Genomic DNA, 24,891 nt, shown 5'->3' with positions numbered 1-24,891 from the left:
AGAGAGGGATCCGGGTTATCGGTCCTTGGGAGCTTCGTACGAACGGTGACCACTAGGATGAAGAAGACGCTGCTGCGGACTTCGCGATGAAACGCCGGTCGCGCGCCGCACGCCAGCGCGCGACGAGGTTAGGAATCAGCACCGACGCGAGCAGCAGCACGCCGGTCACGATGGTCAGCGTTTCGCTCGATACGTCGTCGAGCGTCAACGCGTTTTTGAGCACGCCGATGATCAGCAGCGACAACAGCACGCCGACCATCGAGCCGCGTCCGCCGAAGATGCTGACGCCGCCGAACAGCACCGCCGCGATCACCGATAGCTCGAAGCCCTCGCCGTTATCGCCCCGCGCACTGGTGAAGCGCAGCGTATAGACGATGCCCGCGAGAGCGCTGACGAGACCCGACATCACGAACAGGCGCAAACGGATCTTCGCGACTTCGATGCCGGAGAACGCGGCGGCGGTCGGATTCGCGCCGATCGCATAGAGGCTGCGGCCGTACGCGGTGTCTTGCAAAAGCACGGTGAACAGCACGGCCGCGACGATCACGATCACGAACGGAAACGGAATGAACGTGGGCCCAAGCGTGTTCATGCCAAACGCTGTATACGCGGCCGGAAAATCCGCGACTGCCTGATCGCCGAGCAGCACATACGCGAGACCGCGAAACAGCGCGAGCGTACCGATCGTGACCGCGAGCGACGGCAGGTTCAGTTTGACGATCACGAGGCCGTTCAGCAGACCCGCCAACGTGCCGGCGATCAGGACCAGCACGATCACGACCGGCATCGGCAGACCCATGTGCCACAGCACGCCCATCAACGCGCTCGATGCGCCCAGCACCGACGCGACCGACAGATCGATTTCGGCCGCGACGATGATCAGCGTCATCGGCAGCGCCATCAGCGCAATCTCGGTCAGATCGGCGAACACGTTGCTCAGGTTCGCGCCGGTCAGAAACACCGGCGACAGCCAGCGCCCCAACACCAGCGACACGATCAGCACGATCACCAGCAATACTTCCCATTGCAGCGGCGTTTCGCGCTTGCGCGTGAGCAGCGCGGAATCGGGTTTAGCCATGATCGCGTTTCCTCATCATCCGTTTGGCGACGGAGCGGGCCAGCAGCGTATCGGCGGCGATCGCGGCGACGATCAGCGCGCCCTGGATCGCCTGCTCCCAGAACGGCGACACGTGCAGCACGACCAGCGCGATGCTGATCACGCCGAGCACGAGCGCACCGAGCGTCGCGCCGAGGATAGTGCCGACGCCGCCCGTGATCGCGACGCTGCCGACCACCGCCGCCGCGACGACCTGCAATTCGATGCCCTTCGCGGTGCTCGCATCGACGGTGCCGAAGCGCGCGAGCCACAACGCGCCCGCGAAGCCCGCAATCGCGCCGGACAACAAAAAGCCCGACATCACGCGACGCTCGACGTTGACGCCCGCGAGCCGAGCGGCCTCCGGATTCGAGCCGATCGCGTAGTGCTCGCGACCGCCGCGAAACTGCTTCAGATACACCGACAGGCCGGCAAGCACGACGACCGCAATCAGCGCGAGCGTCGGGATGCCGAACAGCGTGCCGGTCGCGAGCCGCGAGTACGCGTCGGGCAGACTGGTCGCGTTGATCTGCCCGCCGTGCACCCACGCGTAATCGGCGCCGCGAAAGATGTACAGCGTCGACAGCGTCGCGACGAGCGAAGGCACGCGCCCCACCGCGACCAGCAGCGCATTGATGCCGCCCGCGACGAGCCCGATCGCGAGTCCCGCGGCCAGCGCGACGAGCACCGGCATATGCGGGAACGCAACATACAAACTCCCCACCGCATACGCGCTGACACCCACCGTCGAGCCGACCGACAGATCGATATGCCGCATCAGGATCACGACGGTCATGCCCGCCGTCAGCAGACCGATGATCGACACGTTCAGCAGCACGTCGCGCAGATTCTGCAGGTTCAGGAACTGCGGCTTCGCAAGCCCGGTCCCCGCGATCAGCAAAATCAGCACGACGAACAACGTGGTTTCGCGGCTCTTCGCGATGCTCGCGACGAGACCACCCGACGAAGCGGCCGAACGTTTCGGCAGCGATTGCTGGACCGGCGCGGGATGGGTCGAATGGCGCATCATGCTGCACGTCCCAAGGGTGAGAGTCCCTGACCGAGCGCGGCGCCCATGATCCGCTCCTCGTTGGCGTCGGCGCGCGCGATCTCCGCGCTGATGCGGCCTTCGTGCATCACGAGCACGCGATCGGCCATGCCGAGCACCTCGGGCAACTCGCTCGAAATCATCAGCACGGCCATGCCGTCGCGTACGAGTTCGGCCAGCGCGCTGTAGACCTCGGCTTTTGCGCCGACGTCGATGCCGCGTGTCGGTTCGTCGATGATCAGCACTTTCGGGCCGGTCGCGAGCCATTTGCCGAGCACGACCTTCTGCTGGTTGCCGCCCGACAGCGTGCCGACCGGCGCATTCGGGTCGCCGGCTTTCAGACGCAGCCGCGTGCCCCACTTGTTCGCGAGCTGCGTTTCGCTGCGCGTCGAAATGAGACCATGCCGCACGAGCCGTCCGAGCACCGTCATCGACGCATTCCGCGCGATGCTCAGTTCCAGCGCCAAGCCTTGCTGGCGACGATCCTCCGGCACCAGCGCGAGCCCGGCACGCACCGCGGCCGCGGGCTTGCCGGCGTCGAGCCGCTTGCCGGACAGCCACACTTCGCCCGCATCGAGCGGATCGATACCGAAGATCGCGCGCGCGACCTCACTGCGCCCCGCGCCGACCAGACCCGCGAGCGCGACGATCTCGCCCGCGCGCACGTCGAACGAGACGTCCTTGAACACGCCGATGCGCGTCAAGCCGCGCACCGACAGACGCACTTCGCCTGGCGTGCAATCGGCCTTCGGATAGAACGTTTCCAGATCGCGGCCGACCATCTTTGCGACGATCGCGTCGGTGCTCAGATCGGCGGTCAGTGCGTCGAACACTTTCGCGCCGTCGCGCATGATCGTTACGCGCTGCGTCAGCGCGAACACTTCGTCGAGCCGGTGCGTGATGAACAGAATCGCGACGTCCCGTTCGCGCAGCTTGCGCACGATCGCGAACAGCCGCTCGACTTCGGGCAGCGACAACGCGGCCGTCGGCTCGTCCATGATCAGCACGCTCGCGTTCAGCGACAACGCCTTGGCAATTTCGATCACCTGCTGATCCGCAATCGACAGACCGCGCACCAGTTGATCCGCGCGCAGTTCGACGCCGAGCGATGCAAGCAGTCCGTCCACTTCGCGATGCATCGCGTCGTACTGGATGCGGCCGAAGCGATCGACCGGCTGCCGGCCCATGAAGATGTTCTCCGCGATCGACAGATCGAAGAACAACGTCGGCTCCTGATAGATGACCGCGAGTCCGGCGTCACGGGCTTCCGCGGGCGTCGCGAAGCGGCGCGGCTCGCCGTTCAGCAGCAATTCGCCGGCATCGGGCTGATGCACGCCGGCGAGAATTTTCACGACTGTCGATTTGCCCGCGCCGTTCTCGCCGAGCAGCGCATGCACCTCGCCGGGCCACAGCACGAGGTCGCCGTCGGACAGCGCGCGCACCCGGCCGAAGGATTTGCTCGCGTGCCGCAATTCGAGTCGCGGCACCGCGGATGGGGATGGCTGCACTGCGTGTCTCCTTTTTTGCGGCTGTGTTCTGCTCGACGCGGCGGCGCGTCAGATCCGGTAATACCGTTCCGCGTTACGCCGAAACAGCGCGTCTTTCTCAGCCTCGCTCGCATCGCCAACGATCGACGCATACGCGTGCCACAAATCCGTATACGAACCGAACAGCCGGTCGACCGGAAAGTTCGACGCGAACACCGCGCGTTCGACGCCGAACGTATCGATCGTTTCGAGCACATACGGGCGCAGGCTTTCGACGGTCCAGTGATGATCGAACATCGCGAGTCCGCTGATCTTCACCGCGATGTTCGGACAGGCCGCCAGCAAGCGCATGCCATCGCGCCACGCGCGATAACCGGCCACGCTATTGCGATCGACGAACATGCCCGCATGATTGACGATCAACAGCGTGTCCGCATGCGCACGCGCGAGCGCGGCCGCCTCTTCCATCTGCGACGGATAGATTTGCAGGTCGAACGACAGATCGAACCGGCGCAGCAATGCGAAATGCTCGAGCCACTGCGGCTCGCGCATATAGTGACGGCCGACGTAATCGAACAGCTTGTTGTCGTGCACGTTGAGAATCTGCCGGATGCCGCGCGTATTCGCGAACGACGCATGCGCTTCGAGCAACGCCGGTGCGTTCTGCGCGGACAGATCGACAGCGGCGACGATCGCATTCGGCATGCCGCGCGACGCGTCGCGATCCGCGATCGACTGCAACCAGCGCGTTTCTTCGACGGGATCGGCCGGATCGTGATTCGCTTCGACGTGCACGAGCTTCAGCACGTCGATGTCGCCCGCTTCACCGAGCAGATGCTCGAGCAGATAGTCATGCTTCAGCTCCCGCGCATCGCCGACGAACGACACGCCCGGATTCTCCAGCCACGGATAGCGATGCGTTTTCAGATCCCACAGATGGATATGCGAATCGACAACCTGCATGCGGCACCTCAGTGACTGAGATGAAAGACCGGTTCGAGCGTCTGCGACAGCGGCGTGTGATCGGGCGCGGTCTGCATGATGTCGGCCATGTAATCCCACCATTTGCGCATCACGTCGAGTTGCGGCAACTGTTCCATCGTGTGATCGCTGGTGCGCGAAAGCACCGCGAAAAGATGATGCGTGTCGGGGTCGAAGAAGATGCGGTAGTCGCGCACGCCGGCGTTGTGCAATGCGTCAACGAGCTCGGCCAGATCTCCGTGTGACGCCGTTCGTATTCTTCGCGCATGCCGGGGTTCAGCACCATCCGGAAAGCGATCGTCTCCATTGCGGCCTGTCTCCTGTCGACTTCTTCGAACGACTATAATTCCTGCATCGATAGCCTCTCAATCCGTTGTTGGGATTGGGCGATCCATAAACCGAATCGCACGGGCACCTCTCCTGGCACCATGAGCCAACATTCAGCCGCCGTCGCACTGGTCAATCGTCTCAAGTTCAAGCACCTCGCCCTGCTCGTCGCGCTCGACGACACCCGCAACCTGCATCAGGCCGCCGAGGCCGTCAACGTCGCGCAACCGAGCGCGAGCCGCATGCTCGGCGATATCGAGGAAGCGTTCGGCTTTCTGCTGTTCGAGCGCAACGCCCGCGGCATGACGCCGACGCCGCTCGGCGTCGTCACGCTCGCTTACGCGCGCCGCGCGCTTGCCGAACTCACACGCTTCGCCGAAGACCTCGATGTCAAACGCCGCGGCGGTCACGGGCAATTGACCGTCGGCGCGATCATGGGCGCCGCGCCCGATCTGCTGGCGATGTCGGTCGCCGTGCTGAAGACCGAAAGCCCGCTGCTCAACGTGCGCATCCTCGGCGAAACGAGCGACCAGGTCGTGCAATTGCTGCATCGCCGCGAGGTCGATCTCGCGCTGGGGCGCCTGACCGATCCTTTGCAGCACAACGACTTCAGTTTCGAGCCGCTCGCGCGCGAAACGCTGCTGCTCGTCGTGCGCGCCGTGCATCCGCTCGCGCGGCGCACGCGCATCACATTGCGCGAACTGGTTGCGTGGCCGTGGGTGGCGCAGCCGATCACGAGTCCGGCACGCGTGCTGTTCGAGGAAGAACTCGCGCGCGCGGGGCTCGCCACGCCAGTCAATCTGACCGAATGCGCGTCGATCTTCGCGACGCTGCAATTGCTCGAAAACTACGATGCGGTCGCGATGCTGCCGGAATCGGTCGTGCGCGATCATGTGCGCGGCGGCCTGCTCGTCGCGCTGCCGCTGGAAATCGGCAAGAGCCTCGCGGGTTTCGGCATTCTGACGCGCAAGGAAGAGCCGCTCGCCGAGCCGGCGCTGCGCTTGATCGAGCTGCTGCGCGGCTTCTCGCGCAACCTCGCGCGCGACAATCCCGCCATCGCACCCGGCACGCTGACTGCGCCCGCCACGGTCAATTGACGTCCGCATCGCGCGTCGCTTATTGCAGGTTCACGAACAGGCCGCCGTCGACGAGCAGCGCAGCGCCCGTCACATAGCGCGCACGGTCCGACGCGAGAAACACGACGCAATCGGCGACGTCGTCGGGATGCCCGAGGCGGCCGAGCGGAATGCGCTTCTCGAAGTAGGCCTTCTTTGCTTCGTCGGCGAGATCTTCGGCGTTCAGATCGGTCGCGATCGTGCCCGGCATCACCGAGTTGCAGCGGATGCCGTACGGCCCCAACGCAATCGCGCACGACTGCATCAGCGAATGCACGCCGGCCTTGGTCGGCGTGTAATGCGTCTGCATGCCGCCGCCCACCAGCGCGCTGATCGAACTCGTCGCGACGATCGCGCCACCAGTGCCCTGCTTTTTCATCTGCTGCGCGGCCGCTTGCGTGACGAAGAACGCGCCGTTCAGATTGACCGCGACCGTCGATTCGAGCACATCGGCCGGCATGTCGAGAAACGCGTGGAACGGACAGACACCGGCATTGCTCGCGAGCACGTCGACCTTGCCGAACGCGTCGACCGTACGGCGCACCAGCTCCTGACCGGTATCGCGCGCCGCGACGTTGCCTTCCACCGCGATCACGCGTCGCCCCAAAGCCTCGATTTCGCCGACCACTTCCTCGACCGCCGAGCGGCGGCCATACGATGCGTCGTTGTCACCCCAGTAGTTGATCGCCACGTCCGCGCCTTCGCGGGCGCAGGCCACCGCGATTGCGCGTCCGATGCCGCGCGAGCCGCCCGTGACGATCACGATTTTGTCCTTGAGCAGCACCTTAGTCTCCTTTGCCGGGGTTCGCCGTTCGGCATACGTTCAAAGCATTCAACTCGTTCAATGCTGATAAGGCCGGACCAGCGCGCATTCCGGATTGAGCCGCACGCCAAAGCCCGGCGTATCGGGCACCTTCATGCGCCCGTTCACCGGCACCGGCTCGTCGAGCAGCAGCGGGTTGAACATCGGCACGACTTCGTCGGCTTTCGGCGCCATCATCAGAAACTCGGAGAACGGCGAGTTATGGCGCGTGACGACGAAGTGATAGCTGTACACCGACGAACCGTGCGGCACCACCATCACGTTGTGCGCATCGGCGAGCGCGGAAATCTTGATTAGCTCAGTGATGCCGCCGCACCAGCCGACGTCGGGCTGGATCAGATCGCAGCACTGCATCTCCAGCAGCAGCCGGAAGCCCCAGCGCGTCGCCTCGTGCTCGCCGGTCGACACCATCATGCCGCGTGGCACGTTGCGGCGCAGTTCGGCGTAACCCCAGTAATCGTCGGGAGGAAGACATTCCTCGAGCCATTTGATGCCGTATTCGTGCGCGCGTTGCGCGAGCCGCGTCGCGTAGCGCACGTCGAGGCTCATCCAGCAGTCGTACATCAGCCAGAAGTCGTCGCCGACGCGCGAACGCATATCGGCGAGCTTCTCGAGGTTCTGCCTGAGTCCGTCTTCGCCTTCCGCGGGACCGTGCTGCAACGGCAGCTTGCCGCCGATGAAGCCCATCTCCTTCGCGAGATCGGGCCGCGCGCCGGTCGCATAGAACACCAGCTCGTCGCGTACCGGGCCGCCCAATAGTTGATACACGGGCTCCTTGCGAACCTTCGCGAGCAGATCCCACAGCGCGAGATCGACGCCGGAAATCGTATTGAGCACGACGCCCTTGCGCCCGTAGTACAGCGTCGCGAAGTACATCTGATCCCACATCTTCTCGATGTCGGTGACGAGCTGCCCTTCGAGAAAACGCGCGAGATGCTTCTCGACGATGAACGCGCCGATCTCGCCGCCGGTCGTCACCGCGAAGCCCACGGTGCCGTCGCTCGCCTCGATCTCGACGACCAGCGTGCCGAGTACGTTGATGCCGAATGACTGGCGGCTCTGACGGTACTCGGGATAACGCGCCATCGGCGTCGCGATGTGATCGTCGATCCAGTGCCCGCCGGCCTGGTCGTGATAGTCCGCGCCGCCGCCGCGAACGATGAAGGCACGCACGTGCCGGATGGTAGGCATGGCCATGAAAGAGCTCCGTGAGAGAGGCGTCGAAGCGGCTCGACAACGCGCGGTCGACGCGTGTGCAATGCTCGAGCAGCGCGATCAATAAGTGGCGCGGCCGCCGGACAGGTCGAACACCGAGCCGGTGCTGAACGCGCAGTCTTCGGAAGACAGCCACAGGATCAGCGACGCCGCTTCTTCCGGCAGCAGGAAACGGTTCATCGGAATCTTCGACAGCATGTAGTCGATGTGCTGCTGCGACATCGAATCGAAGATCTCGGTCTTGGCCGCGGCCGGCGTGACCGCATTGACGAGGATGTTCTTGGTCGCGAGTTCCTTGCCGAGCGACTTGGTGAGCCCGATCAAGCCCGCTTTCGACGCGCTGTAGTGCGAAGCATTCGGATTGCCCTCCTTGCCCGCCACCGACGCGATATTGACGATGCGGCCATAGCCCTGCTTCAGCATCTGCGGCACGACCGCGCGGCAGGTCAGGTACGGGCCGATCAGATTCACGTCGATCACGCGGCGCCACAGGTCCGGCTCGAGCTCCCATGTCGCGCCATTGCCGCCGGTGATGCCCGCGCAGTTGATCAGCACGTCGATCGAGCGGTGCTCGGCGACCGTTTGCGCGGTGGCTCGCTGGACCGCGGCTTCGTCGGTCAGCTCGACCGTGACGGCGCTGACCTTGCCGAGTTCGCTCAGCTCGCGCTGGCTGCGCGCGAGGCGTTCGCTATCGACGTCCCACAACGCCACCGACGCGCCCGACTGCAACGCCCGCTGCGCGACCGCGTAGCCGATGCCGCGCGCGCCGCCGGTGATGACGACCGCGCGCCCCTCCAGATCGATCCGATTCATTGCTGTGCTCCTGTGGGCCGCCGTGCGGCGCGCCGTCGAGTTGTTGTATATCGCTGCAGTCAATATACGGGCGGTGCGATGCACCAACAATTCGACTATCGGAGGGGGCGATAGCAAAAGTGAATCGGCAGCGGGATCGAGCGCTAATGGGAAGCGAAGATGCTAGTCATCGGCAGCGACGAAAAGCATCGACACATACAGAATGGTCGACACGACGATGATGCCGACACCGATCAGCACCCTGGTCCTGTCGAAGTTGATGCCGCCGATGATCGCTATGCCGATGCCGAACACCGACGACAACGTGCCGAGCGCCGCGAGGCCCACGTGGATCTTGCTGCGGACGAGCCTTTTGCGCTCCGATTCGGCAGTGGTTTCCGTTTCGCTCTGTTCCATTCCCCGCTCCTTCGCGCGCGACGCGATGACCCTGGTGAAACCTGAGCCGCAATGGCCGGCGCGCGCCGTCGAACCCCCGGTTGCGGTTCGACGCCGCGCGCCTCGATACGCTTCAGCGTAGTTTATTTAAGCCTTCCCGAGCGCCGTTATTTGACGTCCGCGCCATTGCGCGACACCGCCGCCGCGATGGCCGACACGAACACCGCGCGCACCGAATCGCCGACCTTCAGCTTATCGAGCGGAATGTCCGGCGCCACGTCGAGCGTTTCGGTGCGCGACGGCCCGCGCAGCGTGATCGTGCGCTGCTTGCGATCGATCTTGCGCACCGTCGCCACGACTTCGACGCGCCGCGCCGATGCAACCACACCGTTGGCCGCGGGCTGCGTGACTTCGGTATCGATGCGCTGGCGAATTCCGCTCGGCGCGAGTTTGTCGACGCCGACCAGTAGCGCCTTTTTGTACGCAATCGTCACCATGTCGCCGATATGCAGCTTGCTGACGTCGGCGGCTTGCGGATTCACGTCGAAGGTTTCGTCGCCGCCGTGGGGGCCGCGCAGCGTCACGCTGTTCGTCGCGGGATCGATCGCGACGACGCGCGCTTGAACGTGCAACAGCGCGGCGGCGCCGATTGCCCGCTGTTCCGGCGCGGACGCCGCGTTGTCCTGCGCGAACGCCGAACCCGCCGCCGCAACCAAAACCGCTAACGCAACCGTGATCGCCTTCGCCCGCATGAGCCCGGAGCCCGTTGTATTGGAAGCCATGAACTGCTCCTTTTGATTGCGTCGTTGTTACGGCAAATGGTTTGTCGCAGATCGCGTACTGCGCGCAGCAGCAACTGCGGTCGCTTCGAATTAAAAAGGGAAACGGACTATTAATCGCTTTTATCAGACGGGGTACGCATTTCTGAAACCAATAACGGTTCGTTTTCTGATGCGCCGATTTGTCTCGCAGAACTTGATCGTGAAAAGCGCGTGGTAGCGTGTGAGCGCGCGCAAGGAGCGGCGCGGCTTTGCGCACGCGTTCCCGGAGCGTCAGCAGAGGGGTTGAGAGCTAGCCATAACATATGCCTCGCAAGGAGATGGACTACCGGGTGACCCAAGTTAACCGGGTCCGGAAATTGCCGGACGTTATGACTATTTCAAACTGTCTCGAGGATGCTAGCAAACGCGTAAAGGAATGGCAAGATAAGGGATCGCGCATCGCAATTCCGGATTAATCGGGCTTGCTGCGTCAAATCTTTTATGACGAGTGGCGATTCATTTGCCATAAAAATATGATGGTCGTTGTTTCGACCGTGGACGAATTGGCAATCGGCGAACGACTCAGCATAAACCCCTAATGGATGACACTGACGCTATTGCGCATCACTTCGCGACGAATACAAAAAATTGTCGTCAATCATTGGAATACTGCGCACACGGACGGTTTGATCGAGCGAATTTTGCCGTCGAGGTCACAGTCACGTGACAGCGCAGGCACAGCGAAAGCTGGCGTCGGCGTTTAACGCACAAACATTGGAATATCGAAAGGACACCACACATGGTCACGACTCGCCCCTGCACCGCCGCCTGCGTCATCGACGGCCGTCTCGTCACGCTCACTTTCTATCCGGACAACGGCGTATTGCGTATTGCCGATCCGACCGGCGTCTGTCTACGCGAAACGCGTTGGCATGGGTCATGGCGCGCTCTGCTGGAAGTGTTCCGCGGTTACTACGATCCGGCGGAAAACCGCGCCACGGCACCCGGCGTCGACGATATCGTCGCGCGCCTCGGCGAGCGCGGCGCCGATGTTCCGCGGGAATTGGCATTCTCGTGAAATGGCATGCGCTTGCGGTCAAGCGCATGCACTGCCGCCGCGGCGCGCCGCGCCGGTTCGCTGCCTGGAAACCCCGCGCCACTGCGGGTGCGCCTCATCCGGCGCGACCTGCTGCCGCTCGCAGACCGGTCATTGACCGAAATAGGTTTTGCACTCAGTGCTGAACGAGCAGGACTGGCTGCGCCGGCCACCCGCTTGCGACTCGCCCGCCGCAACACCGCCATACGACGCGTTGCGCACGCCCTGCTCGCGCGGGTCCCAGCTCCGACCGTAGGACATGTCGGTCGTCGCCTGCGCCGATTCGTTCGCATTGAACTGCATCATCGCGCGACCTGACATGCCGGGGTCCGCCTGGCCGTTCAGCTCCTCCGCGGCGGCTTTCCCCGGTACCAGAAACAGGACGGCGGTCGCGGCAATCATCAATATACGTGCTCTCATTTCCGGACTCCTCGATCCGGCGCAGCAGTGTTCGTCCTCCACAAGAATTGATCCGCGAACAGCCAGCCTGCCCAATGGGGCCGAGGAACGGGTCGATGCCAATGCGCTACTGCTGCGACGGGTCACCGAACTAAACAGATGAAGAATTACCGCGCTGGCAACCGATGCTCGACGCGTTCCCGGAGCGTCGGCGGAATCGGTGCGCATAAGGCGGTTGTAAGTCTGCGTTGCGCAGCTTTTCGTCTTTCTTTTATAGGTCGCGCCCCCCGGAATTCAATCCAGGAGCTTCCAGCAGAGCGACCGATTGTCCGCACCGTTCGATAAACCGCATTCACTGACAAATTCAATGTGAACTAAGCGTGCTTTGCTCGCGCATTGCGTTATGATGTTGCTACAAAGCACAAAAAGCGAACCCGCACATCGACGAAAGTCCGGTGAAAGACGGACAGCGTGGAATGACTCCATCCATTCGCAATCATTGCATCGAGACTCAGAGTTTTTCATAGCGAACGTCAGGCTTACCGGACTCGTTCGCCGCACTGCGATATGCTGAAATATTTGCTGATCGAGACTCTCAGTTCGAGGGTCGGTTGTTCCAGCGGCCGTCTTTGTCCGAGGCCGTATTGCAATTCGGGGAGCAACGTTTTTTAACCCGGCACATGGCATTTCCGTCAATCGACAACCCCACCGCGGGGCGACCCCATTCAGTCGGGCTCGACGCTTCGCAGCTTTTTCCCCGCAATCTGTCTTCGACAGTACGCTGCACGTTTTAGAAGGACAAATATCCTATGGACGAAAGGAAGCGAGATAGCATGATTGCGTATCTCCGCCATCGCATGGAAGAGTTTGGTATCAGGCCAGAAGACCTCGCCGCGGCGCTGGCAACCGAGTCATTGGCCAAAAAAGCTGAGCGCTATCGCAATGCGACCGGAGACAGCTGGGATGGCAATGGCGAAATGCCGCAATGGTTGAAGCAAGCCATTAGTGCCGGCCAGAGCATTGAGCATTTCGAATTGGCCGCAAAGCCGGCGCCCGCACCTCAACCGAAAACCCAACCGAAAAAACAGGTGGACTGGTCGAATGACCCGTTCGCCGGCACGCGGCTCGCGCGCCCGAATAGCCGCTAGGTGCAGGCCGCCGCGCTCGAAGGCGCGGACACCATGGCTGCGGATTCGAAACGAACCGCCGTGCCACGCACCGGTTTTGCGCCACCGCCTGGCATATTCACGGTATTCGCGGCATTCACCGTATTCCCCGCATTGATGGCATTCGCCGGATCGGCGATATTCGCGTGATTCGCGTGATTCGATGCAGGCTGCGCATATTGCGGCAGCTCGATAAACGCACTGACCTGCCGCACGATCTGCCAGAAGGTCTTGTCGAAAAGACGGGCCTGCTCGTCAGCGGACCCGCGGCCGCCCGCGAGCGGATCGGCAATGGTCCAGTAGACGAACGCCGGCGCGCCGGGAAATACCGGCGCATGCAGTCCGCCGACGAATTCGTCGAGCGCGATCACGATATCCATGCGCGGCGCCCATTCACCGGTGAATTCCAGCCAGCTTTTGGGGCTCAGCACCGCGCGCCCCGAAATGCCGGGCTGCAATTGCGCGACCGCAAGTGGATGAAGGCGCGCGGCCGGTTCAGGGCCCGCGCTGAACGCCTCGAACCGGTGCCCCGCCAGTTCGCGAAGTAAAGCTTCTGCAATGATGCTGCGGATCGAATTATCGCGGCAGAGAAACAACACCTTATATTTTCTGGACACGCTTACCCCGTACCGATGTTTTTTTATTTAGCCTCTGGGCGGAATTGTGCCGCTCCAGTCTTGCGCCCCCGTGACACTACGGCGTCTTTTTTATTTGCGCCACGGGATTCGCGCCAGCTATCTCGAGTCCGGGGCACAGAGCACAACTTGCGAACGATGGGCAGTGTACCAGTGTCCTGCCCCCAGTTTCAGCACCCTTTTTGAATATTTGCCAGATCGAGCGATGCTGCCGCCGTACCGGCGATTCGGCGCGCTCGGCTTGTCCGGTCGCAGTCGCCAGCGCGCGGACCTGGGCGTAGGGGTATACGCGGCAGGCGTCGCCTCGAATGAGATTCCGCGGGCGACCCGGGTCGTCGCGACACGTCAGAATTTCAGGCTGTTGAGGAACTGGAACCACAGGCTGCCGAGCGCACCGGCCGGATGGATGTCGCTGGCGGTTTCGTCGCGCTTCGCGTGATTCGCGCGTTTGACATGCGGCGTGTCGTGAGAAGCGGTTTCTGAAGCCGTGCCGGTATCGTGCACGGTTTTCGCCAGTTCGGGCTCGGCCGCCTCAGCTTGCGCCGTTTCCGCGCCCTTTGCCGCCTTCCCTGTACGTTGGGCATTTTGCGAGGCGTCCGCCTCGTCACGGCGCGCCGCCTGCAACGCGGCGACGCTGTCGGCGATCTGCGCGGCGCGCTGGGCTTCGCATTGCCGTCCGAGCAGCACGCCGAACAGCACGTCGCGATTGTGGCCCTGGTCGGCGAAGCGGATCGCGATCGACACCATCTCCGCGTACGCGGCTTCGTCGGCTGCGCGCGCCGCCGCCTCACGCTTCGCCTGCGCGCGTTCCCGACGCGTGTGCTGTGCCTCCCACTCGCGCATCTGCTCAGCGTAGACAGTGTCGTAGACCTTGCGCTGCTCGGCATCTGACAGGATCGCGTACGCGTCCTTGATTTCCTGGAACGCCGCGCGCGCCACGTCCTCGGCACCGTGATTACGATCCGGATGCCACTTCATCGCGGCCTTGCGGTAAGCCCGCTTGATTTCGTCGTCGGTGGCGTGCGCGGGCACGCCGAGGGTGTCATACAGGGTTGCCATGCTGGGCTCGATCTCGCGGAAAATCACTGCGGGCATCGTAGCATGCAAAAAGCGGCGTCATCGTGAAGCGGCTACCACGCACGCGCATGCAATCGGCATTGCCCCAATGGCACATCGTCCGCCAGCGACCCACGAAAAAAAGGCCCCACCACTTGCGTAGCGAGGCCGAGTCCCATGTCTAAGGAGATTTATGGAGGAGACAAGTCCATCTTAGGGTCTTGCCCGCACGCGCCCAACCAACGATTCGCCATATGCTTATCGGCCGCGTGCTCACGTGCATTGCAGAACGACTCGGCGAGCTGCGGCCGCATGGTTATATCGTTAGAACAAAAAGTCGCTTAGCCGCGCGGCGCTCGCTCATTAAGATGACACTTCAAAGTCCGGTTCGCTCCGGCCGGTCCGTTCACGGCCGTGCACGTCCGTTGCTGACGCTGCACGAGTCCCGCATCGACCGCGCCGTCAACCGCAGCGTGAACCGCAATCGAAGGAGCATTTCGTTGAGCAGATCCGATCATTCCCGCCCGCCGCTCATCGTCGGTATTGGCGGTACGACGCGCGCGGCCTCGTCGACCGAGCGCGCGCTGGCCTTCGCGTTGCGCGGCGCCGAAGCCGCCGGCGCGCAAACCCGCCTGTTCGGCGGCAGTTTCCTGCATAGCCTGCCGCACTACGCGCCGGAACAGCCGGCCCGCACCGACGAACAGCTCGAGCTGATCAACGCTGTGCGTCGCGCGGACGCGGTGATCATCGCGACACCCGGCTATCACGGCGGCGTATCCGGGCTCGTGAAAAACGCGCTCGACACGCTCGAGGAATTGCGCGCCGACGAGCGCCCGTATCTGGATGGCCGCGCGGTGGGCTGCATCGTCACCGCCTACGGCTGGCAGGCGGCGGGCTCGGTGCTGACGTCGCTGCGCTCGATCGTGCATGCGCTGCGTGGCTGGCCTACGCCGTTCGGTGCCGGCATCAATACGCTGGAGACTCGCTTCGATAGCGTCGACAGCTGCTCCGATCCGAAAGTGATCGCGCAACTCGCGACCGTCGGCCAGCAAGCCGCGCAGTTCGCGCTCGCGTTCAATGCACAGCGCGCGCACGGCGCACCCACCGCGTCCAGCCATTCGGCCGCGAGCCGGGCATCCGCACAAGGCACCACCACCCCGATCGCAGCGGACAGCCGTTCCGCGCGCGTCCTGCACGCGGTCTGAAATACTCTCCCGGGCACCGTGACGCCGCCGCCATCGCGCACGGCGCCACGCTTTGCGCCGAGCGACCGTGCGCCACATAACAGACATCGCGACCCCGCGCGAATAGAGTCACCGAACACAGCGACTTTGATCCGATCCGGGCTTCTGCTTACCACTCCCGCCCCGCGCTGATTTGCTTCCGACGAAAGATTGGTTCACCCGCTGCGCAGCGCGCCCTACGCTTGACCCTGCCCGCCGCTTCACACACCTTCGGCAACGACAGGGCCGCGCCGCACGCATTGGTATTCCGCACGACACGCGCGGACACACAGACAAGTCAAGATCATGAACTCACACATCCGCTACAAGGGCTACGAGGTCGAAGCGGCAACGCAACTGCTCCCCAACGGATTATTCGCCGCCAATCTGACGATCGAGCAGCGCGACGAGAATACGCGCAAAGCCTATTCGTTCGACGCGCTCGACTACTTCTTCGACGAAGAGCATGCGCTCGCCTATGCGTCCGACTGGGGGCGCATGTGGATCGACAATCACCGGTAAGCGCATCGATATCGATGGCAGCGAGGGCGACGCGCGTCGTGCATCGCCCGGCATCGGCTTTCAGGCGGATGTGCCAGAATAGCTGAACCCTTGCGTTCGCTGTCTGCCCGCGTGACCTGTCCGCTTCTTCGACGGATGCAGTCGAACCTCGCGCCGCCCGCGACGCATCCATCGATCCGGAGACGCCCGTAATGACATGGACCGTCGATGCACAACTCGCGCTCAGCGCGGCACAAGCGGTCGAGGCGCTGCAATCCGGCCGGCTCAAAGCCGCCGACTACGTCGCTACCCTGCTCGCGCGCGCCGCCGCGCTCACTCAGCTGAACGCGCTCACCACGCTCGACTTCCACGGCGCGCTCGCCGCCGCGCAGCGCATCGACGCATTGACGCCGGCGGAGCGGGCGCGATTGCCGCTTTGCGGCCTCGCCATAGTCGTAAAGGACAACATCAACACTGCGGGCCTGCCGACGACGGCCGGCACGCCCGCGCTCGCCGGCTTCGTGCCGAACACCAACGCGCCATCGGTGCAACGCCTCGTCGACGCGGGTGCGATCGTGCTCGGCAAGGCCAATATGCACGAGCTCGCGTTCGGCATCACGAGCACCAACCTGTCCGCGCACGCGGGGCCGGTGCGCAACCCGTACGATCCGTCGCTGATGCCGGGCGGCTCGTCGGGCGGCACCGCGGTGGCGATCGCCGCGCGCATCGCGCCCGCCGGACTCGGCACCGACACCGGCGGCTCGACCCGCATCCCGGCCGCGCTGACCGGCACCGCGGGCTTTCGTCCTTCGGTCGGCAACGGCGGCGCAGAGCGGCGCTATCACGACCCGAATGCGGTCGTGCCGATCAGCCATACGCGCGACACCGTGGGCCCGATGGCACGCAGCGTCGCTGATCTGGCGCTGCTCGACGGCGTGATTACCGGCGACGGCGGGTTGCCTGCGATTGCGCTCGAAGGCTTGCGCATCGGCTTGCCCGCGCCGCTGTGGGACGCTCTCGAACGACAGGTCGAAGACGTCGCGCGCGCAGCGCTGCAAAAGCTCGAAGTCGCGGGTGTCACATTCGTGCCGGTCGCGATGACCGAGTTGGAGCATCTGAACGGCATGGTCGGCGGTCCGCTCGCTATTCACGAAGCGCGCGACGACGTGCTCGCGTGGCTCGTCGCGAATCAGGCGCCGGTACAGACCGTCGCCGATCTGGCCGTGCGCATCGCGAGCCCGGACGTGCGCGCGATCTACGACGACGTGCTCGCCGACGTGCTCGGCTCGCACTATTCGGCGGCGCTCAATTACTGGCGGCCGCGGCTGCAGAACTACGTCGCGGCGACGTTCGCGAATGCCGGTCTCGATGCTTTGCTGTTTCCGACGACGCGGCTCGTCGCGGTGCCGATCGACGATCTGAACGGTTCGTCGACGGTCACGATCGACGGCGGTCCGCCGATCGATACGATGGAAGCGTTCCTGCGTAATACCGACCCGGCCAGCACATCCGGCATTCCGGGGCTGTCACTGCCGGCGGGCATCAGCGCGAGCGGGCTGCCGGTCGGCCTCGAACTCGATGGACCGCTCGGCTCGGACAGGCGGCTGCTGGCCATCGGTGTCGCGATCGAACAGGTACTGGGAGCGTTGCCGGCGCCGGTGCTGTGAAGCCCGTGTTTTCACGTCGGCGCCATGTGGTTTGTGCTTTAATGCCTGCGCATTACAGCCCGCATTCCAACGCTTTCCCCGCCCGAACCCACCCTAGCGACGATGACGAACCTCGCCACCGCCCTCTCATCTCGCGGCCTCGCGCGCCGCATCGTTCATTCTGCCGCCGTGCTCGCGGTCGCTCTCGCCGCCAGCGCCTGCGCGCGCCTCGCGACGGTCGATTCCGACGCGCTGTGGAAGATCGTCGACATCCGCTGCGTGCCGTCGCAGCAGGCCACCGGCACGCCGGGGCAATGCTCGCTCGTCGATCTCGACAAACGCTATGTCGTCCTGAAGGACATTCTGGGCCGCTCGCAGTTTCTGCTGATGCCGACCGATCGCATCACCGGCATCGAAAGTCCGCTGATCCTCGCGCCCGATGCGAAAGACTACTGGAGCGACGCGTGGGACTCGCGCCATTTCGTGCAGCAAGCGGTCAAACGCGAATTGCCCGACGATCAGCTCGGCCTCGAAATCAACTCCGAATACCGTCGCTCGCAAAACCAGCTGCATATCCACATCGATTGCATGCGGCGTGAAGTCAGCGCCGTGCTCGCCGATCACGCTCACGACGCGCCCGGCGAATGGCGCTGGGCGACGCTCGATGGCGAGCGCTACAGGATCATGCGCGTGAGCTCGCTGGGCGGCGCCGACAACCCGTTCAGGATCGTCGCGCGCGACAATCCCGATCCGGCGACGATGGCCACGCAAACCATCCTCGTGACCGGCGCGGGACCATCGGCGGCTCGGGATGGCTGGCTGATCGTCAACAGCGGTATCGACATCGATGGCGGCAGCGGCACGGCCGAAGGGCTGCTCGATCACGCGTGCCGCGTCGCTGACGATCATTGAACGCTTACCGGATACACGCTATCCACGCCCGCTTTTCCACGATTGAGCAGATGCATTGCTCAATAAAATGGTTCGGGCGCACAGCGTCGCCCCGTACGATCGGTCTGGACCTGCGAATTTCAACCGCGGGTTCGAACACGCATTCGGACCGATTCAACGATGGCGATTTATCTCGACGACACACAGCGCAACGATATCGACCGTCTGGCCGCAAGCCGGACCTGGCGCACGCAATGGCCGACATGGGCGCTGATCGTCGCGATCTACGGTGGCTGGTTCGGCGTCGCCGCACACGCGCGTCTGCTGGGTCTGCCACTGACGGCCGCGCTGCTGGCCATTTTCGGCGCGTGGTTCATGTCGTTGCAGCACGAGCTGCTGCATGGTCATCCGACGCGCTCGCGATTCGTCAACGCGCTGCTCGGTTTTGCGCCGCTCGCGGTGTGGTTCCCATATCACGTATATCGCGAGTCGCATCTGCGCCATCACGACGATGCGCGCTTGACCGAGCCCGGCAGCGATCCGGAAAGCTATTTCGTTAGCGCAGCGGAGTGGCAACGTGCGGGCATCGCGATGCGTGCGTTGCTGGTTTTCCGCAATACGTTGACGGGTCGCTTGCTGGTCGGGCCGGCGTTTGCGATTGCCGCGACCGGTGCGCAGGCACTCGACAAGATTCGCGACGGCGATTGGCGCGACCTACCCGCATGGCTCGCGCATCTCGCCGCGCTGGTTGCACTCACAGTGTGGTTGCAGCAGATGTGCGGGATACCGGCGTGGGTGTTTATCGTCGGTGCTGGGTACGGCTCGCTCGCGCTTGCATCGGTGCGTTCGTTTCATGAGCATCGGATTGCGCAGGAGCCCGCGCATCGCACGGTCATCAACGAAGCGGGATGGCTGTGGCGGTTGCTGTTTCTGAACAACAACTATCATCTGGTTCATCATGACTTGCCGCAGGTGCCGTGGTTTGCGCTTCGGGCGGTCTATCAAACGTCCCGCCAGCAGTACATAGAACGCTCTGGAGCCTTTCTGGTTAAGGGTTACAGCGAATGGGTCAGACGCTATGGGTTCGCTGCGGTGGCGCATCCAGTGGGTGAACTCCCGTCCGGTCACTTCCGCGGAAATCCGCCTGCTTCCGTCAGTTTTGCAGGCAAATAGCAGGCGAATCAGAGGTAGAATTCATGGTAGTTGTCCGCCGTGGGGCGCGCCATGAAGCTCACCTATTCGCTCCTGTTGAACGCGAAACCGCAAGCTAAGCGTTATAAGCTCAGCGACCGCGACTCGCTGTATTTGCTCGTGTCGGTTACGGGTACGAAAACGTGGAGGTTCGACTACCGACTCGATGGCAAAGCCTGTACATATACTTTGGGGCGCTTCCCCGACCTGTCGCTTCTTGACGCACGAAAGGCACACCCGGCGACGAACTCTTCATCGACTATGGTCTGTCAGTCGATGGCGTGATCACCGACGACATCCGTGCCCACCACACATGTCATTGCCGTGCATCGGGATGTCGTCGAACCTTGCAGGGCAGCAATGCTCGGTTAGCGTAGTGCCGCTGCAGCGCAGACGGTCCGATGCGCGATGTGTCCGGTGTCTCACACAGACACAGCGCACGCCGACAACTGAGCACGGCCTCCTGGCGGCACAGATGGGCGCCCGATTGCGACCGTTTGGCTCATTGCCGATCAGCAGGCGCCCTCCCCTCCCCGTCACGTGTATGGTTCAGCTGCAAGGGCGGCGATCCGGCGCGTTACGGTCATCCAACCCTGCGTCTGAAGGAGCAGAGTTCTTAAGGTTTGTTCGACGCCTGCCCGCATGCACTGACGCGTGCTTGCGAGCACGCGGACATGGGCAGGCGTCGAACAAACCTTAAGACAAGCGCGCGTTGCGCATCAGGCGGGTCCGAAGTGGACCAGCCGTGCGAGTGACCACTTCTGTATGGCTCAGGCGAACCCGTCAGGTTGATCTGCCATCCTGGCTCTCGGCCTCTGAGCCCGCGATTGGTCGACGAAAATCGACTGTCCGAAGCACGGGCCCGGAGAGCGCTTCCTGCATCCGTCCCAGCTGCAACTCCGGACTGTCGCCGCCCTTCCAGAAGAGGCTCGCGCCAACTTCAGAGTAAGCCCGAGGCCTACCATTTTCGTAGGACACCTCCCGAACCTCACGCCAGATCTCTTCGCCCTCATGGAATTCCATGACCCTGTAGTTCCAATGATGCGCCGCGCCCCCCAACTCTTCGCGCGTTACGCTAGTCCTTCCGGCGCCTCGCCCGCCGGTGTCGACGGATGCCGCGCTGTCGACGTCCGGTACCAGACCCAGTTGCCGCGCGGTGGTCATGGGCAGGCGCAGGAGTATCGTGGCCGGCGCTCCCCACAAATTTCCGATCATCGTCACATCGGCTTGTACGCGCTCGAGCTGCTGGCAGCGTCACCCACAAATCGCCCGCCGGCGCGACCCGCATGGCAGTGGCCCCGGCAAAATCCGATGCGTTGTTGAGCGCCCATTCGCCTGATTCCACAACTTCACGCGACGGCGCGCTAGTCTCGAACGACTTGCATTGGTCCACGAGGCGCTCATGAAAGTCACCTGCTGCATCATCTGCTAATGACAACTTCAAAGTCTACTGTGCTAGTGCTTCTTAGAGTTCCGCGAACGCTAGCAGCGGCTTGGCATCGTGTGCGGAGCTTTCGGCGGCCGCGAAGGCTTCGGGCGCTCGGTCGAGGGGGTAGCGGCGCGTTGCCGGCGGCTTCAAGGTGCCCCGGGCTATACCGTCGAGCAGACTGCGCAGCACCTGACCGCCTTCACTTGCCCCCTTGCGTGCGAGCCACGAAAAGATGAACCAGCCGCGAACCTCGGCAGCCGAGTAGACAAGCGCTGGGGCGAAAATCGGCATCTCAAAGGCTGCGGGGTCAGTCTGACGATGCGACGACAAGGCTCCATAGACGAGCATGCATCCATTCGGGGCCAATTGACGCGCGCCCCACTGTGCCGGTACCGTAGAACAAAGTAATGTTGTCACCAAAATATGGGAGACAGCGTGAGCCGGCTGCTCGCGCGTCATGATGCGCAACGCGATTGCGTCCGTCGGCCAAACTGAGCGGGACTACTGCGCGCTTGCCGCTATACTTTCCTCTCGAGCAACGCACACGTAGCCGGCACACATCGCGATGTTCATGCAATTCTTCTTGCAACTGGAACAGGACCTCGAAGCGCTGCTGGTCCAGCATGGACCGTTGGCCTACGCAATCGTCGGGGTGATCGTCTTCGGCAGTGTGGGCGTACTGCCGCTCGTCATTTTGCCCGCGGACATGCTGCTCTCGTCCCCGACGCGGTAGGCCGGCCTAACCGTCGAATGATTGCGACCCCGGCTCGCAGCCGACGGCGACTCCGACGCCTATTTCCCGGGACCGAAGCGGTTCGTGGCTTCAAAGTCTGTAGCAGGTCGAACACCGGATGTTGGCACGCATCGCGGCAGACAACCTGCAACCGTCGTGGTCGCCCCAGCAGATCGCCGGATTGCTCAGGCGCGCGTAGCGGCAACGTGGATTGCCCGTGTCGCACGAGATATTTGACTCGCCGCTTCCGCGCAACCTCAGCCCGCAGTTACAGCATCTCCAGCGCGAGCGCGATACCCTGACCGCCACCGATGCACAGCGTGACGATGCCGCGCTTCAAGCCATCGCGGCGCATCGAATGGACGAGGCGCGTGGTCAGCACCGCGCCGGTTGCGCCGATCGGATGACCGTGCGCAATCGCGCCGCCTTCGACATTGACGATGTCCTGCGGGAGTCCAAGCTGCTTGGCAACCGCGAGCGGCACCGCAGCGAATGCCTCGTTGATCTCGACGCGTTCGACGTCGCTGAGCTTCCAGCCCGCTCGTTCCAATGCGATATGCACCGCCGGCACGGGACCGAGGCCGAACATACCGGGCTCGACTGCGGCAATACCAAAAGCGGCGAGACGCGCACTCGCTTCGATGCCCGTCACGTCGGCATAACCACGCTCGGCCACGAGCATCGCCGCCGCACCGCTGTTCAGGCCGGGAGCATTGCCCGCGGTAATCGTGCCGTCGGGACGGAACGCGGGACGCAGCTTCGCCAGCGTTTCCACGGTCGTCTCCGGACGTGGCTGCTCGTCGCGCGTGAACTGAACGCTGCCCTTGCGCCCTTCTATTTCTACGGCGACGATAGCGTCTTTTCGATCGCATGAATGCGCAATTGCCAAAAGATCAACGTCGGATTCAGAAAAGCGCAATCGCCATTTTGAAAGCTGCTTCCTACTATAGCGAATCATCACCCGCGTCCGCACTGCCATGAAAGATTCCTCATCACGCTTCGGTTCAGTCCGGCCGCTACAAGTCTTTTGCGTCGGTCCCACGACCGCCCTTCCCAGGCAGCAACCAGCGCAGTGCGGGCATTCGGGCCGGAGTTTCAGTGACGGTAGGAACCTATCCGGACCTTGAGCCCCGCATCACCTCTACGGCCGCTATCAGGTGTTCCACGGCCATCTGGCGTCGTTTCGGCAGACATGGCGTTTCTGTCGTTTGGTTCGGTCCGCTGCTCTTCCGCACCCTCGCGCAAGCGCGTTGCTTCGCGGCCCGTGTGGTCTGGTCGCGAAACACAAATTCAACGGTCGAATACGAGCAAGGTAGAGGTTGCGGATGCGTAGAGCTTGCCCTGCGAATCCGTGATGCTGGCCTCCGTGAAAGCGGCGCGCCGCCCGATGCTGAGCACGCGCCCTTCGGCGCGCACGAGGCCGGTATCGGCGGTCATGGGCCGGTGGTAGGCGACTTTCAGTTCGAGCGTGGTGTATCCCTGACTCGGGCCGAGGCGCGAATGCGCGGCGCACCCGCAAGCGGAATCGAGCAGCGTCGCGGCATAGCCGCCGTGCACTGTGCCGATCGGGTTGTACACGTGCGTGCCGGGCGTGCCGGCGAACACGACACGGCCCTCTTCCGCTTCGACGAGTTCGAAACCGAGCGTCACTCCAATAGACGGGCCGCGGCCCCCTTGCATCATGCGCTGCAGCTGTTCGAGGCCGGTCAGGCCGGCGGGAAATTCTGTAATGAGGTTCATCGAAGCGATCTCCGTCGAAGGTCGCGCGTCTGGGCGCGCACGCTGATCAAGCGGCGGAGTGGCCCGCCGATTCGCCATCGTACTATTTTCCGAACGCCCGTGCTAATTCTTCGGGTTGCTTCGACGTAGGCATCGCTTCCTTTCTTCCTATTGTTTCAATACCCGCTTGCCTCTGATTCGCTTGCTCGAGTCCGACCGACCGGCTACCTGGGGCCACGGCGAGATTGCCGCAAGCCAGCCGCATGAGACGGCAAGCAGTCCTCTTGCGCACGTGGGATGACCGGTGCGCAAGCGAGCTGAATGGCACGAAACGTCGATGGCCGCCCAACCGATGCAAAGCAGCGACAGCTTGTGGCCGGCTAGCGCCCGACGACGGGATCTTCGATTCGTCGGTCGTGAAAAACGGAGTCCAGCCGAACTCGGCCAGGTTCGCGCCGGTGAGCACACTTACAGCAGGCTTAAAGCGGCGATAGTCGTCGAGCGTATTCATCGTCTCTTGAAAAATCACGTCCGCGCCCGCTTCGACGTAGGCGACAGCCCGCTCGATGGCGGCATTAATTTCTTCGGCCGCGGCTGCGTCATCAGCGCTAAGCATATCCATGACAATTATTTGATTGTCGTCCTAGAGCGGCCTTACGCTATCCCCTTAGCGTGGCGAAGATCTGATCGACCTCGACCAAGCCGGGCACTTCCTGGCAATTCCCGCGCTGCATGGATATCAAGTAGGAGGGTGAATGATATTGTCTGACAGTCCTTTTTCGCCGCCGCGATGGATGATCATGAGGCCGCCGGCATGGCAGAGAAAATGGAGGGGATCATGGACAACTTCCTGATTGCATTCGGCGCTCTCTGGGTTGCGATTTGCTCCTGCGCGATACTTGCGTACCACATCAAGGGATGGCAGTCCGACGCAGTATCACCGTATGAGCCGTTTCCATTGATCAGCACGGAAACCCCTGTGCCTATACGCCCATTGTCCTGCCGACAAGGGAAATACTTTCGCAGATCACGCAGGTCCAGGAAGCGATCGATGCCTTTCTTAGCAGGCGATCGCGAGGGACGCGATTGTCGAAGTTGAACGTCGCGCCAGCACAATCCAGCGCATGGCGGTCGACTTGAAATATCTCTCTCCTGCCCAAAAAGC

General features: G+C 63.2%; 24 protein-coding genes and 4 pseudogenes. 11 read left to right on the top strand and 17 right to left on the bottom strand.

Annotated elements, in window-relative coordinates:
- Positions 1-52: 52 nt before the first annotated feature.
- The 5 genes and pseudogenes from AB4Y34_RS02320 to rhaM all read right to left on the bottom strand — a co-directional run bounded on the left by AB4Y34_RS02320 (position 53) and on the right by rhaM (position 4,919).
- Positions 53-1,078, bottom strand: a complete 1,026-nt coding sequence (locus tag AB4Y34_RS02320; protein WP_368715113.1) for an ABC transporter permease — start codon at positions 1,076-1,078, stop codon at positions 53-55.
- Entirely contained in the window at positions 1,071-2,126 is a 1,056-nt protein-coding gene (locus AB4Y34_RS02315; protein ID WP_176381746.1) for an ABC transporter permease, read from the bottom strand. The genes AB4Y34_RS02320 and AB4Y34_RS02315 overlap by 8 nt, the downstream gene beginning before the upstream one ends.
- Positions 2,123-3,652: a sugar ABC transporter ATP-binding protein gene (locus tag AB4Y34_RS02310; protein WP_176381749.1), complete on the bottom strand. Its 1,530-nt coding sequence runs from the start codon at positions 3,650-3,652 to the stop codon at positions 2,123-2,125. The genes AB4Y34_RS02315 and AB4Y34_RS02310 overlap by 4 nt, the downstream gene beginning before the upstream one ends.
- A gap of 48 nt (positions 3,653-3,700) precedes the next feature.
- Positions 3,701-4,594, bottom strand: a complete 894-nt coding sequence (locus AB4Y34_RS02305; protein WP_368715112.1) for an amidohydrolase — start codon at positions 4,592-4,594, stop codon at positions 3,701-3,703.
- 8 nt (positions 4,595-4,602) lie between these two features.
- A pseudogene (gene rhaM / locus AB4Y34_RS02300) lies at positions 4,603-4,919 on the bottom strand (L-rhamnose mutarotase).
- A gap of 121 nt (positions 4,920-5,040) precedes the next feature.
- Here rhaM and AB4Y34_RS02295 point away from each other — a divergent pair.
- Positions 5,041-6,036 (top strand): LysR family transcriptional regulator, encoded by a 996-nt coding sequence (locus tag AB4Y34_RS02295; protein WP_368715111.1) that lies wholly within the window; start codon positions 5,041-5,043, stop codon positions 6,034-6,036.
- Positions 6,037-6,055: 19 nt separating this feature from the next.
- On the opposite strand, the gene AB4Y34_RS02290 is transcribed toward AB4Y34_RS02295, so the two are convergent.
- From AB4Y34_RS02290 to AB4Y34_RS02270, 5 genes are all read right to left on the bottom strand, one after another.
- Positions 6,056-6,838, bottom strand: a complete 783-nt coding sequence (locus tag AB4Y34_RS02290; RefSeq protein WP_368715110.1) for an SDR family NAD(P)-dependent oxidoreductase — start codon at positions 6,836-6,838, stop codon at positions 6,056-6,058.
- 57 nt (positions 6,839-6,895) lie between these two features.
- The gene (rhmD, locus tag AB4Y34_RS02285; protein ID WP_368715109.1) at positions 6,896-8,074 is read right to left on the bottom strand and encodes an L-rhamnonate dehydratase; all 1,179 of its coding nucleotides are present in this window, start codon (positions 8,072-8,074) and stop codon (positions 6,896-6,898) included.
- 78 nt (positions 8,075-8,152) lie between these two features.
- Positions 8,153-8,905 (bottom strand): SDR family NAD(P)-dependent oxidoreductase, encoded by a 753-nt coding sequence (locus AB4Y34_RS02280; protein WP_176381761.1) that lies wholly within the window; start codon positions 8,903-8,905, stop codon positions 8,153-8,155.
- 162 nt (positions 8,906-9,067) lie between these two features.
- Positions 9,068-9,301 (bottom strand): hypothetical protein, encoded by a 234-nt coding sequence (locus tag AB4Y34_RS02275; RefSeq protein WP_176123932.1) that lies wholly within the window; start codon positions 9,299-9,301, stop codon positions 9,068-9,070.
- 146 nt (positions 9,302-9,447) lie between these two features.
- Entirely contained in the window at positions 9,448-10,062 is a 615-nt protein-coding gene (locus AB4Y34_RS02270; protein ID WP_368715108.1) for a copper-binding protein, read from the bottom strand.
- Between the two features lie 778 nt (positions 10,063-10,840).
- Here AB4Y34_RS02270 and AB4Y34_RS02265 point away from each other — a divergent pair.
- On the top strand, positions 10,841-11,119 hold the full coding sequence (locus tag AB4Y34_RS02265; protein WP_176381765.1) for a hypothetical protein: 279 nt from the start codon (positions 10,841-10,843) through the stop codon (positions 11,117-11,119).
- 129 nt (positions 11,120-11,248) lie between these two features.
- On the opposite strand, the gene AB4Y34_RS02260 is transcribed toward AB4Y34_RS02265, so the two are convergent.
- Positions 11,249-11,557, bottom strand: coding sequence for a hypothetical protein (locus tag AB4Y34_RS02260; RefSeq protein WP_368715107.1), 309 nt, complete (start codon positions 11,555-11,557; stop codon positions 11,249-11,251).
- A 788-nt stretch (positions 11,558-12,345) separates the two neighbouring features.
- On the opposite strand from AB4Y34_RS02260, the gene AB4Y34_RS02255 reads away from it, so the two are divergent.
- Positions 12,346-12,684, top strand: coding sequence for an H-NS family nucleoid-associated regulatory protein (locus AB4Y34_RS02255; RefSeq protein WP_176381767.1), 339 nt, complete (start codon positions 12,346-12,348; stop codon positions 12,682-12,684).
- Here AB4Y34_RS02255 and AB4Y34_RS02250 read toward each other — a convergent pair.
- Positions 12,681-13,319: an arsenate reductase ArsC gene (locus tag AB4Y34_RS02250; protein WP_368715106.1), complete on the bottom strand. Its 639-nt coding sequence runs from the start codon at positions 13,317-13,319 to the stop codon at positions 12,681-12,683. The two genes, AB4Y34_RS02255 and AB4Y34_RS02250, sit on opposite strands and share 4 nt — an antisense overlap.
- Before the next feature lie 363 nt (positions 13,320-13,682).
- Positions 13,683-14,396, bottom strand: coding sequence for a J domain-containing protein (locus AB4Y34_RS02245; protein ID WP_368715105.1), 714 nt, complete (start codon positions 14,394-14,396; stop codon positions 13,683-13,685).
- Positions 14,397-14,893: 497 nt separating this feature from the next.
- On the opposite strand from AB4Y34_RS02245, the gene AB4Y34_RS02240 reads away from it, so the two are divergent.
- The 7 genes and pseudogenes from AB4Y34_RS02240 to AB4Y34_RS02210 all read left to right on the top strand — a co-directional run.
- Entirely contained in the window at positions 14,894-15,598 is a 705-nt protein-coding gene (locus AB4Y34_RS02240; RefSeq protein WP_368715104.1) for an NADPH-dependent FMN reductase, read from the top strand.
- Positions 15,599-15,922: 324 nt separating this feature from the next.
- Positions 15,923-16,138: a transcriptional regulator gene (locus AB4Y34_RS02235; RefSeq protein WP_176106231.1), complete on the top strand. Its 216-nt coding sequence runs from the start codon at positions 15,923-15,925 to the stop codon at positions 16,136-16,138.
- A 191-nt stretch (positions 16,139-16,329) separates the two neighbouring features.
- The gene (gene iaaH, locus AB4Y34_RS02230) at positions 16,330-17,784 is read left to right on the top strand and encodes an indoleacetamide hydrolase (RefSeq protein ID WP_368715103.1); all 1,455 of its coding nucleotides are present in this window, start codon (positions 16,330-16,332) and stop codon (positions 17,782-17,784) included.
- 102 nt (positions 17,785-17,886) lie between these two features.
- Positions 17,887-18,675: a CDP-diacylglycerol diphosphatase gene (locus tag AB4Y34_RS02225; protein ID WP_368715102.1), complete on the top strand. Its 789-nt coding sequence runs from the start codon at positions 17,887-17,889 to the stop codon at positions 18,673-18,675.
- A gap of 159 nt (positions 18,676-18,834) precedes the next feature.
- On the top strand, positions 18,835-19,827 hold the full coding sequence (locus tag AB4Y34_RS02220) for a fatty acid desaturase (protein WP_368715101.1): 993 nt from the start codon (positions 18,835-18,837) through the stop codon (positions 19,825-19,827).
- Positions 19,828-19,878: 51 nt separating this feature from the next.
- Positions 19,879-20,130: an Arm DNA-binding domain-containing protein gene (locus AB4Y34_RS02215; protein WP_176381782.1), complete on the top strand. Its 252-nt coding sequence runs from the start codon at positions 19,879-19,881 to the stop codon at positions 20,128-20,130.
- Positions 20,082-20,222: pseudogene (locus AB4Y34_RS02210) on the top strand (SET domain-containing protein-lysine N-methyltransferase); the annotation flags it as partial. The gene AB4Y34_RS02215 and the pseudogene AB4Y34_RS02210, both read left to right, overlap by 49 nt.
- A 1,088-nt stretch (positions 20,223-21,310) precedes the next feature.
- Here the strand turns inward: AB4Y34_RS02210 and AB4Y34_RS02205 are convergent.
- The gene (locus AB4Y34_RS02205) at positions 21,311-21,565 is read right to left on the bottom strand and encodes a zinc-binding dehydrogenase (protein ID WP_368715100.1); all 255 of its coding nucleotides are present in this window, start codon (positions 21,563-21,565) and stop codon (positions 21,311-21,313) included.
- Between the two features lie 280 nt (positions 21,566-21,845).
- Here AB4Y34_RS02205 and AB4Y34_RS02200 point away from each other — a divergent pair, with 280 nt between their 5' ends.
- A complete protein-coding gene (locus AB4Y34_RS02200; RefSeq protein WP_176381786.1) occupies positions 21,846-22,007 on the top strand; it encodes a hypothetical protein in 162 nt (53 codons plus the stop codon).
- A 268-nt stretch (positions 22,008-22,275) separates the two neighbouring features.
- Here the strand turns inward: AB4Y34_RS02200 and AB4Y34_RS02195 are convergent.
- The 3 genes and pseudogenes from AB4Y34_RS02195 to prpB form a co-directional block, all read right to left on the bottom strand.
- Positions 22,276-22,866 (bottom strand): annotated as a pseudogene (locus AB4Y34_RS02195) (acetyl-CoA C-acyltransferase); the annotation flags it as partial.
- A gap of 431 nt (positions 22,867-23,297) precedes the next feature.
- Positions 23,298-23,747 carry a PaaI family thioesterase gene (locus AB4Y34_RS02190; RefSeq protein ID WP_176384117.1) on the bottom strand — a complete coding sequence of 150 codons (450 nt, stop codon included), beginning with the start codon at positions 23,745-23,747 and terminating at the stop codon, positions 23,298-23,300.
- 379 nt (positions 23,748-24,126) lie between these two features.
- Positions 24,127-24,382, bottom strand: a pseudogene (gene prpB, locus AB4Y34_RS02185) (methylisocitrate lyase); the annotation flags it as partial.
- Between the last annotated feature and the right edge of the window lie 509 nt (positions 24,383-24,891).

The sequence above is a fragment of the Paraburkholderia sp. BR10954 genome, from assembly GCF_040965775.1.
Classification (GTDB): domain Bacteria; phylum Pseudomonadota; class Gammaproteobacteria; order Burkholderiales; family Burkholderiaceae; genus Paraburkholderia; species Paraburkholderia youngii.
This window is presented reverse-complemented; position numbering and strand designations above follow the sequence as displayed.